This window comes from Tenacibaculum retecalamus (assembly GCF_027941755.1).
Taxonomy (GTDB): domain Bacteria; phylum Bacteroidota; class Bacteroidia; order Flavobacteriales; family Flavobacteriaceae; genus Polaribacter; species Polaribacter haliotis_B.
In genome coordinates, this window is record NZ_CP115916.1 from 1,711,037 (window position 1) to 1,721,671 (window position 10,635).

2 protein-coding genes are annotated in these 10,635 nt (G+C 36.2%); both read right to left on the reverse strand.

Annotation, left to right across the window (positions count from 1 at the left end; genetic code table 11):
• Nucleotides 1-9,999, reverse strand: a complete 9,999-nt coding sequence (locus PG912_RS08150; RefSeq protein ID WP_275687138.1) for a T9SS type B sorting domain-containing protein — start codon at nucleotides 9,997-9,999, stop codon at nucleotides 1-3.
• A complete protein-coding gene (locus PG912_RS08155; protein ID WP_275687139.1) occupies nucleotides 9,893-10,492 on the reverse strand; it encodes a hypothetical protein in 600 nt (199 codons plus the stop codon). Before PG912_RS08155 ends, PG912_RS08150 begins: the two co-directional genes overlap by 107 nt.
• Between the last annotated feature and the right edge of the window lie 143 nt (nucleotides 10,493-10,635).

A 10,635-nucleotide genomic window follows, 5' to 3' on the forward strand; every position in this document is an offset into this window, starting at 1 on the left:
TTATCTGTATAATGTAAAGTGACCCATTAGTTTTTTCTCTTCTCCTGATAATTCATTATAATAAATAGTATACCAGTAATCTCCTGCTGGTAATGGTTTACCATCGTAAGTACCATCCCATCCTTGTACAAAACCTTGATAACTTGTAATCTTACGAGCATACCTATCAAAAATTAACACTCTAATATTGTGATAAGGTTCTACGTCTAAAGGATACCAGTAATCGTTTATTCCATCACCATCAGGAGTAAATAAATTTAGTATCGTAATTGATACATAAACACCGTTAACCGTTAAGGTAACTTCACAACCTCTTGCGTCTCTTACTGTTATGGTATACACTTTTGTTTGTAAGATTAGGAACTCATTCTCTTCTCCATAATCAACACCATCTACAGTAAAGTTATAAGGTGGCAACCCAAAATTAACGTCTGCTATTAATTTATTCTTCTGAGAATCATCAATAGTCATTGTTAATGCTTGGATATTATTAATATCTATTGGATCACTCATCGAATTTTCTGAACATGTAGATCCTACAAGTCTTGCAGAAACATAGTAACCATTCCCTGCTGCAACATCTATAAACTCACCTGTGTTATTTGTTGCAACTGGATTACCTAATCCATCATATAACGTATAAGACATGTTATTCTTATATTGATCGGCAACAATTGCTTTAATTATATTTCCTGTCGGACAAGTATATTCAAAATCAACGGTTAATGCCAAGTCTACTGGAGTTCCTGTAGTTAACCTAATTGGTGCTGGTGCATTACAATTTGCACCACTATCTCTTACCGTAATATAATATGCTTCACCACCAATAATACCTTCAGCAGCTCCTAAAACAACTGTATTTGTATTATAAGGTGTTGCCAACTCTACATTATTAATACTTATAAAATAAGGTTGTAATCCCCCTTGTACATCCAAAGTAATAACTGGCGTTACGTCATTAATACATGCTTGTTCAGCTACAGATGTTAAAGTTGCAGTAAACTCTGCTGGTTCTGTAATTATTACAGGTATTATTTCTGTACATCCCAACTTATCTTTAACTGTAATTATATAAGAACCTGCTGCTAAATTACTAAATACATTATTGGTTACAAATTTAATTGCTGGGTCTGAACTAATATTATATTCATAGCCTGTTAAGTTTCCTCCTGACGCTAATACCGTAATCGTACCATCATTACCGCCATAACAAGTTACATTGGTATGTGTTTCAGCTACAGTTAATAGTGCTGGCTCTGCTATTGTAGCTGGGCTTGTTACCGCTGTACATACAACATTAAACCTATTAGTGCTTCTTACTCTAATATGATAATCACCGATTCCTAAACCTGTAAATGTATTTGAACTTTGCCAAGGTGATACTACAGTACTACTAGGGCTTTCCTCTAATTGATATTCATAATTACCAAAACCTCCGGTTACATCTGCAGATAAAACTCCGTTATTATCTCCATTACAAGTTACAAACCCTGATATTACATTTAATGTAGGTGTTAATGTTTCATAAGCATCAATACTAACCGCAACATCATCTACACAATTATTAGCATCACGTACATAGAAAACGTGATTTCCTGCGCTTACACTTGTAAACGTATTACTTGCTATATAAGTAACGCCGTCATCACTAAACATATAAGTACCTGTTCCACCTGCACCTGCTAATTCAACGGTTCCTGTTGAAACTGCACAAGTAATATCTGCAGTAATGTTTACAGAAGCTGCTACTTTTATAGGATCTATAATATCAACTATGTAATTTGGTGTTACACAACTATACTTGCTATCTACAACTCTTACTTGATAATTTAATCCTGCTGGCAAGTTTTCAAAAATGTTTGATGACTGATCTACTTGTGATCCATCAGGGTAAATTAAAATATACGTATAACTTCTTACAGAAGTATCTTGAGTTTGACCTCCTGATACATTGGTTATCTCAATACTTGCGGTGTATTCTCCTTCACATTGATTTTCTACTAAGTTTACATCAGCTACCATTGGAGTTGTAGCATTTAAATCGAAATTAAATGTAGCTAAACAACCTCCTGCATCTCTAACTGTAGCAGTATAACTACCCGCAACTAAACCTGTAATTCTAGGATTAGTACTAAAGTTTTGAATTGGTGTACCTGGTGTTGCATTGTTTATCAATTGATACTCATAACCAGAAAAACCATTGCTACCTGTTAAGATTACTTCTCCTGTACTTGTATTACAACTAATATATGTAACAGCTCCATTTAATGCTAATGCCGCAGTAGGTGTTCCAATAGTAAACTGATTTGTGCTTATCGTACAGAACGGTGTATCTGTCATTGTTACTGATACATAATAACTAAATCCTGTTGGGGTAGCTAATAAGCCTCCAATAGTTTCTGTTACATTTCCTACTCCTGTTCCATCTGCTATTGTTGTTGCAGTTATGTCATTATCATCTGCTACATTACCAGGAGTACCATTATCGTCCATTATAACATAAATGTAATTTCCTGCATATAATGTACTCGAATCAAAACTAACATCAATACTTCCGCCTGCTGCTCCAAAACATGTTGCTTGCGGGTTATTTGCAATTACCGTATAACTTGGTGCTGTACCTACAATGTATTCTTTTGTAAATACACAATCTGTATCTGGATGCGTTGCCGTTACCTCATACGTTCCTGTTGGTAAGTCTGTAAAGTTTGCAGAACCTGTTCCTAATGCTACTATTTGAGCTGCACGGGTTACTGGACCACTTATTATTTCATATGAAACACCATCAATATCTGTACTTGTTTTTACAACGATATCTTCGCCTGTTAAACAATCTATTTGTTTTAATGGTGATGTAATAAGTATATCTCCAATAGGATCGAATGCCTCAATTACGGTTGATCCTGATAATGTCATACAACTCGCACTATCTACTACTTCTAAATAATATGATCCGCCCGTAACATCTGTTATTGAAAATTCATACGTAGTACCTGTCACTGTTACTGTCGTAATTTCAATATCATCAGCTAAATTTACTGGCGTTCCATTATCATTATATAATTTAACACTTGAGTAAACAGTAGTTCCTCCTGATACTCCAAATGTATCTTCTGCTCTAATACTTAACGTGGCATTGTTTACATCATTTCCTGTTGTACATCCAAATTGAACTGCCGTTGGAGCATTTGCTGTTAATACTGGATTGTCATTTACTGTTTCTGTTTGTTCAGAAAAACACCCATTAGCTCCTGTTATTCTTACTGTATAGGTTCCTGCTGGCAAGTTAATAAATGAATTGCTTGATGCATCCCATATTCCTACTACAGGAGCTATACTATATGTTAACGGTGTTAAGCCTGCTGTTACTGAAACTGAGATACTTCCGTTCGATGATCCATCACAAGTAGCATCTGTTACTGATGTAGTGAATACTGGTACTACTGCTGGTGCAATATCTATTGTTCTTATTACTGGACACGTTGGTGTTGCTCCTGTATCTGTTACTGTTACCGTATACCTATCTGCTATTGTAGGGTTAAATGTGTATGGATCACTTGGTAAAGCAATTCCTACTCCACCTTCTACAACTGTATTTGTTCCACTATCATCTCTTGTAATCACATACGTATAACTTCCTGATCCTGAAACAATATCTATAACAACATCTGATGTTGTTGGTGCATTACAGGTTAACTTCTTTGGTTCGTTTAACGTAAATACTAAATCTTCATTTATAACAACTGCTGCTGGTGCTGGTGCAATACATCCGTTTGAATCAGTTACACTTACCGTGTATGTATCTGCTGGTAAATTACTAAACGTATAAGGTGTAGTAGTGGTTAAACCTGTATTTGCTACTTCGGTTCCGCCACTATTGGTTAATACATACGTATAAGTTCCCGTTCCGCCACCTGCTGTTACTTCAATACTTCCATTAATTGTAGTATCACATGAATTATCTATATGAGTGGTGATTGCTGTTACTGCTGATGGATTTGCTACTGGTACAACTACTGAAGTACCTTCACAATTATTTGCATCTCGCACCCTAATAGTATAATTTCCTGCTGATAAACCTGTAAATACATCATTGGTTCCGTTGGTTGCGAAATCATAACCTGCTACTACAGTACCTAATGGTAATTCTAACTGATACGTGTATCCGCTAAATCCTGCTATTCCGGTTGCTGTAATTGTTGCATCTGAATCATTTTCACAACTTACTTCTTTGGTTACTGCTCCTGTTACTGATAAAATAGCTGTTGGCTCATTTATTGTAAACTCATTCGTACTTATAGTACAGAACGGTGTATCTGTCATTGTTACTGATACATAATAACTAAATCCTGTTGGGGTAGCTAATAAGCCTCCAATAGTTTCTGTTACATTTCCTACTCCTATTCCATCTGCTGTTGTTGTTACTGTTATGTCATTATCATCTGCTACATTACCAGGTGTACCATTATCGTCCATTACAACATAAGTGTAATTTCCTGCATATAATGTACTCGAATCAAAACTAACATCAATACTTCCACCTGCTGCTCCAAAACATGTTGCTTGCGGGTTATTTGCAATTACCGTATAACTTGGTGCTGTACCTACAATGTATTCTTTTGTAAATACACAATCTGTATCTGGATGCGTTGCCGTTACCTCATACGTTCCTGTTGGTAAGTCTGTAAAGTTTGCAGAACCTGTTCCTAATGCTACTATTTGAGCTGCACGGGTTACTGGACCACTTATTATTTCATATGAAACACCATCAATATCTGTACTTGTTTTTACAACGATATCTTCGCCTGTTAAACAATCTATTTGTTTTAATGGTGATGTAATAAGTATATCTCCAATAGGATCGAATGCCTCAATTACGGTTGATCCTGATAATGTCATACAACTCGCACTATCTACTACTTCTAAATAATATGATCCGCCCGTAACATCTGTTATTGAAAATTCATACGTAGTACCTGTCACTGTTACTGTCGTAATTTCAATATCATCAGCTAAATTTACTGGCGTTCCATTATCATTATATAATTTAACACTTGAGTAAACAGTAGTTCCTCCTGATACTCCAAATGTATCTTCTGCTCTAATACTTAACGTGGCATTGTTTACATCATTTCCTGTTGTACATCCAAATTGAACTGCCGTTGGAGCATTTGCTGTTAATACTGGATTGTCATTTACTGTTTCTGTTTGTTCAGAAAAACACCCATTAGCTCCTGTTATTCTTACTGTATAGGTTCCTGCTGGCAAGTTAATAAATGAATTGCTTGATGCATCCCATATTCCTACTACAGGAGCTATACTATATGTTAACGGTGTTAAGCCTGCTGTTACTGAAACTGAGATACTTCCGTTCGATGATCCATCACAAGTAGCATCTGTTACTGATGTAGTGAATACTGGTACTACTGCTGGTGCAATATCTATTGTTCTTATTACTGGACACGTTGGTGTTGCTCCTGTATCTGTTACTGTTACCGTATACCTATCTGCTATTGTAGGGTTAAATGTGTATGGATCACTTGGTAAAGCAATTCCTACTCCACCTTCTACAACTGTATTTGTTCCACTATCATCTCTTGTAATCACATACGTATAACTTCCTGATCCTGAAACAATATCTATAACAACATCTGATGTTGTTGGTGCATTACAGGTTAACTTCTTTGGTTCGTTTAACGTAAATACTAAATCTTCATTTATAACAACTGCTGCTGGTGCTGGTGCAATACATCCGTTTGAATCAGTTACACTTACCGTGTATGTATCTGCTGGTAAATTACTAAACGTATAAGGTGTAGTAGTGGTTAAACCTGTATTTGCTACTTCGGTTCCGCCACTATTGGTTAATACATACGTATAAGTTCCCGTTCCGCCACCTGCTGTTACTTCAATACTTCCATTAATTGTAGTATCACATGAATTATCTATATGAGTGGTGATTGCTGTTACTGCTGATGGATTTGCTACTGGTACAACTACTGAAGTACCTTCACAATTATTTGCATCTCGCACCCTAATAGTATAATTTCCTGCTGATAAACCTGTAAATACATCATTGGTTCCGTTGGTTGCGAAATCATAACCTGCTACTACAGTACCTAATGGTAATTCTAACTGATACGTGTATCCGCTAAATCCTGCTATTCCGGTTGCTGTAATTGTTGCATCTGAATCATTTTCACAACTTACTTCTTTGGTTACTGCTCCTGTTACTGATAAAATAGCTGTTGGCTCATTTATTGTAAACTCATTCGTACTTATAGTACAGAACGGTGTATCTGTCATTGTTACTGATACATAATAACTAAATCCTGTTGGGGTAGCTAATAAGCCTCCAATAGTTTCTGTTACATTTCCTACTCCTATTCCATCTGCTGTTGTTGTTACTGTTATGTCATTATCATCTGCTACATTACCAGGTGTACCATTATCGTCCATTACAACATAAGTGTAATTTCCTGCATATAATGTACTCGAATCAAAACTAACATCAATACTTCCACCTGCTGCTCCAAAACATGTTGCTTGCGGGTTATTTGCAATTACCGTATAACTTGGTGCTGTACCTACAATGTATTCTTTTGTAAATACACAACCTGTATCTGGATGCGTTGCCGTTACCTCATACGTACCTGTTGGTAAGTCTGTAAAGTTTGCAGAACCTGTTCCTAATGCTACTATTTGAGCTGCACGGGTTACTGGACCACTTATTATTTCATATGAAACACCATCAATATCTGTACTTGTTTTTACAACGATATCTTCGCCTGTTAAACAATCTATTTGTTTTAATGGTGATGTAATAAGTATATCTCCAATAGGATCGAATGCCTCTATTACGGTTGATCCTGATAATGTCATACAACTCGCACTATCTACTACTTCTAAATAATATGATCCGCCCGTAACATCTGTTATTGAAAATTCATACGTAGTACCTGTTACTGTTACTGTCGTAATTTCAATATCATCAGCTAAATTTACTGGCGTTCCATTATCATTATATAATTTAACACTTGAGTAAACAGTAGTTCCTCCTGATACTCCAAATGTATCTTCTGCTCTAATACTTAACGTGGCATTGTTTACATCATTTCCTGTTGTACATCCAAATTGAACTGCCGTTGGAGCATTTGCTGTTAATACTGGATTGTCATTTACTGTTTCTGTTTGTTCAGAAAAACACCCATTAGCTCCTGTTATTCTTACTGTATAGGTTCCTGCTGGCAAGTTAATAAATGAATTGCTTGATGCATCCCATATTCCTACTACAGGAGCTATACTATATGTTAACGGTGTTAAGCCTGCTGTTACTGAAACTGAGATACTTCCGTTCGATGATCCATCACAAGTAGCATCTGTTACTGATGTAGTGAATACTGGTACTACTGCTGGTGCAATATCTATTGTTCTTATTACTGGACACGTTGGTGTTGCTCCTGTATCTGTTACTGTTACCGTATACCTATCTGCTATTGTAGGGTTAAATGTGTATGGATCACTTGGTAAAGCAATTCCTACTCCACCTTCTACAACTGTATTTGTTCCACTATCATCTCTTGTAATCACATACGTATAACTTCCTGATCCTGAAACAATATCTATAACAACATCTGATGTTGTTGGTGCATTACAGGTTAACTTCTTTGGTTCGTTTAACGTAAATACTAAATCTTCATTTATAACAACTGCTGCTGGTGCTGGTGCAATACATCCGTTTGAATCGGTTACACTTACCGTGTATGTATCTGCTGGTAAATTACTAAACGTATAAGGTGTAGTAGTGGTTAAACCTGTATTTGCTACTTCGGTTCCGCCACTATTGGTTAATACATACGTATAAGTTCCCGTTCCGCCACCTGCTGTTACTTCAATACTTCCATTAATTGTAGTATCACATGAATTATCTATATGAGTGGTGATTGCTGTTACTGCTGATGGATTTGCTACTGGTACAACTACTGAAGTACCTTCACAATTATTTGCATCTCGCACCCTAATAGTATAATTTCCTGCTGATAAACCTGTAAATACATCATTGGTTCCGTTGGTTGCGAAATCATAACCTGCTACTACAGTACCTAATGGTAATTCTAACTGATACGTGTATCCGCTAAATCCTGCTATTCCGGTTGCTGTAATTGTTGCATCTGAATCATTTTCACAACTTACTTCTTTGGTTACTGCTCCTGTTACTGATAAAATAGCTGTTGGCTCATTTATTGTAAACTCATTCGTACTTATCGTACAGAACGGTGTATCTGTCATTGTTACTGATACATAATAATTAAATCCTGTTGGGGTAGCTAATAAGCCTCCAATAGTTTCTGTTACATTTCCTACTCCTATTCCATCTGCTGTTGTTGTTACTGTTATGTCATTATCATCTGCTACATTACCAGGTGTACCATTATCGTCCATTACAACATAAGTGTAATCTCCTGCATATAATGTACTCGAATCAAAACTAACATCAATACTTCCACCTGCTGCTCCAAAACATGTTGCTTGCGGATTATTTGCAATTACCGTATAACTTGGTGCTGTACCTACAATGTATTCTTTTGTAAATACACAACCTGTATCTGGATGCGTTGCCGTTACCTCATACGTACCTGTTGGTAAGTCTGTAAAGTTTGCAGAACCTGTTCCTAATGCTACTATTTGAGCTGCACGCGTTACTGGACCACTTATTATTTCATATGAAACATTATCAATATCTGTACTTGTTTTTACAACGATATCTTCGCCTGTTAAACAATCTATTTGTTTTAATGGTGATGTAATAAGTATATCTCCAATAGGATCGAATGCCTCTATTACGGTTGATCCTGATAATGTCATACAACTCGCACTATCTACTACTTCTAAATAATATGATCCGCCCGTAACATCTGTTATTGAAAATTCATACGTAGTACCTATTACTGTTACTGTCGTAATTTCAATATCATCAGCTAAATTTACTGGCGTTCCATTATCATTATATAATTTAACACTTGAGTAAACAGTAGTTCCTCCTGATACTCCAAATGTATCTTCTGCTCTAATACTTAACGTGGCATTGTTTACATCATTTCCTGTTGTACATCCAAATTGAACTGCCGTTGGAGCGTTTACTGTTAATGGGTCGTTATCTCCTACTACAATATTTGGCACATCAGTTGAACATCCATTAGCTCCCGCAACTGTTACCGTATACGTTCCTGCTGGTACTCCTGTAAATGAATTGCTTGATGCATCCCATGTTCCTGCTACGGGAGCTATACTATATGTTAACGGTGTTAAGCCTGCGGTTACTGAAACTGAGATACTTCCGTTAGATGCTCCATCACAAGTAGCATCTGTTACTGATGTAGTGAATGCTGGTACTACTGCTGGTGCAACTGTAAACGTTTTTGTGTTTGTACAGTTTGGTGTTTCAGCTGTATCAGTAATTGTTATCGTATAATCATCTGCGATAGCTGTACTAAAAGTAAAAGGTGTTGCTGGTAAAGGTGTTCCTGCTGCAACTACTACTGTATTTGCTCCACTATCGTTTCTTGTAATTTCATAGGTATATGTTCCACTTCCAGTAACGTTATCTATTTCATACGTTGCTTCATCTGCTGGAGACGGGCTGTCACATGTTAAATTTTTAGTTAAATCAACTGTGTATTCTAAATTTGGTTGAATTACAACACCGGCTTGTGTTACTGAACATCCGTTTGCATCACTTACTACAACATCGTAATTACCTGGTGTTAATACGCCAGATGTATAACTAGTATTTGTAGTTGGTGCGGTAAAACTTACTCCATTATCTGTTGAATATCGATAAGGTGGTGTACCACTTGCTGCTATTATTGTAATTGTTTTGTTTATTCCACAACTACTTGGTGTAGAACTTGTTATTGTTGGTGATGGACTTAATACTAAATCTACAGATCCTAAAACTACCGAAGCCACAACCATTAATATCTTCAGCAGATACTTCAACAGTAATTGGTGTACCTGTTACTGTAGCTGAAGCTACGGTAATAACATTTCCGTTTAAAACACCTGTTCCATTTGTTACGGTAAACGTATAGGTATAGTTACCAAAACCACCTACAACATTTTCTATTCTTACCAAACCATCAACACTACAAGTAATGTCTCTTTCTTTGGTTACGGTACCTGTAATTTGGGTTCCTTCATTAATTAGTACATCTTGGCTACCAAAATCACATACAGATCCACTATTATTTGTAAGTATAATATAATAAGTACCTGATGCTAATCCTGTTACAACTATATCTGCTAATCCTGTTTGAGGCATATTTGTATATGCTGCCACTGCACTCCCTAAATTAGTTACAGGATCTCTTTCATATAAAGTCCACGTAAAATCATTAGATAAATCTAAACTTGTATTATCTATTGAGAATGTTATTTGACCTGCTGCTACGCCAAAACAAGATTGATTATCAACCACACTTGTAATAGGCACTGAAGGTGTATAATCAATATAAAGATCTTCATTATTTTGTTCAATACACCCAGTTATAGTATCTCTTACATAAAACTCGTAAGTTAACCCTGGAGTTAATCCTGTAAATGTAAATGTTCTATTTGGGTCTCCAGAAGTTCCGT